This window comes from Streptomyces sp. NRRL B-24572 (assembly GCF_002156145.1).
Taxonomy (GTDB): domain Bacteria; phylum Actinomycetota; class Actinomycetes; order Streptomycetales; family Streptomycetaceae; genus Streptomyces; species Streptomyces vietnamensis.
In genome coordinates, this window is the sequence record NZ_MWIG01001192.1 from 1 (window position 1) to 320 (window position 320).

The following is a 320-nucleotide window of genomic DNA, read 5'->3' on the forward strand; positions in this document are numbered from 1 at the left end:
GAGCGATCCCGAGACCGAGACCGAGTCCGTACTCCCGCCGCCGCTCGAACTGCCACCCTCCGACGCCGAGCTCGTCCAGCTCATGCGGGACGGCGACGACTCCGCGTACGAGGAGCTGTTCCGCCGCCACTCCGAGGCCGTCCGCCGGTACGCCAAGACCTGCTGCCGGGACGCGCACACCGCCGACGACCTCACCGCCGAGGTCTTCGCCCGCACCCTCCAGGCCGTACGCGGCGGGGCCGGGCCCGAACAGGCCGTGCGCGCCTACCTCATGACCACCGTCCGGCGGGTCGCCGCGAACTGGGCCAGGACCCAGAAGC

The 320-nt window shown here is 73.4% G+C and carries 1 protein-coding gene; it reads left to right on the forward strand.

What is annotated here, in order from left to right:
- Positions 1 to 320: RNA polymerase sigma factor (locus CCN56_RS45475; protein WP_306300671.1), on the forward strand; the 320-nt coding region annotated here is incomplete at both ends.